Origin of the sequence: Mesorhizobium sp. M0306, assembly GCF_040321655.1 — a bacterium.
Classification (GTDB): domain Bacteria; phylum Pseudomonadota; class Alphaproteobacteria; order Rhizobiales; family Rhizobiaceae; genus Mesorhizobium.
On record NZ_JAMYRY010000113.1, the window covers coordinates 1 to 721 of the forward strand.

2 protein-coding genes are annotated in these 721 nt (G+C 60.2%); both read right to left on the reverse strand.

From position 1 onward, the window contains the following. Window positions 1–288, reverse strand: a 288-nt coding sequence (locus tag NKI95_RS34350; RefSeq protein ID WP_352722281.1) for a DUF3618 domain-containing protein, incomplete at its 3' end; no start/stop codon positions are given. Then, window positions 285–680: a phage holin family protein gene (locus NKI95_RS34355; RefSeq protein ID WP_292657573.1), complete on the reverse strand. Its 396-nt coding sequence runs from the start codon at window positions 678–680 to the stop codon at window positions 285–287. The genes NKI95_RS34355 and NKI95_RS34350, both read right to left, overlap by 4 nt. Window positions 681–721: the final 41 nt, after the last annotated feature.

The following is a 721-nucleotide window of genomic DNA, read 5'->3' on the forward strand; positions in this document are numbered from 1 at the left end:
CCTGCCGGTCGAATAGGCACCAATTGCTGAACTGTCTACCGACGTGCCCTTGCCAAGCATCAGCCAGGCCAGGCCCGCGCCGACCAATGTAAGCGGCAACGGATTGTCCCTGACCTGAGTCTTAAGATTGCTGAGCATGGCGGATCCCTCGCCGCTGAACATCCCGGTGAATTCGTCGATCAGTTGGCCCGGTGTCATCTTGCTGCGGATCGAGTCTGCGGTATCTGCCACTCTGGCGCGAGCAATATCAGCATCGCGTTCCAACTCGGCTGCGGATTTGTCGGTCATCTTATCTGTTCCTTGATCACGCGTGCGTCGCGTTTAAGTTGGTCTTGTGTCCGGTCGGGGGTCAACTCTGAGGGGGCCATGCTTGCCTTGCCGGAGCGCAAGAGTATGACGCCCAGTACTGCCACCACGACGCCGACGAGCAGCGAGGACCATCCGGCTCCCAGCCCGGCGCTCGCCAAGGCAATCACCAGCGCCTGCAAAAGCACCATCAGGGCGGCGAGCAGGCAAATGGCGCCTCCCATTACCTCCACGGCGCCGGCGCCGGCCTTGCTTACCTTTTCCGACATTTCAGCCCGCAACAGCCTGCTTTCGGTTTGAAGCAGTGTTGTGACCTGCTGTGCCAGATCGCTGACAAGGGTTGTCAGGCTGCGAGTGTCCTGATTGTCAGTCATGGGTTTCGCTCCAGGCTTGCATTGGCCCAGTCATCGCCGGA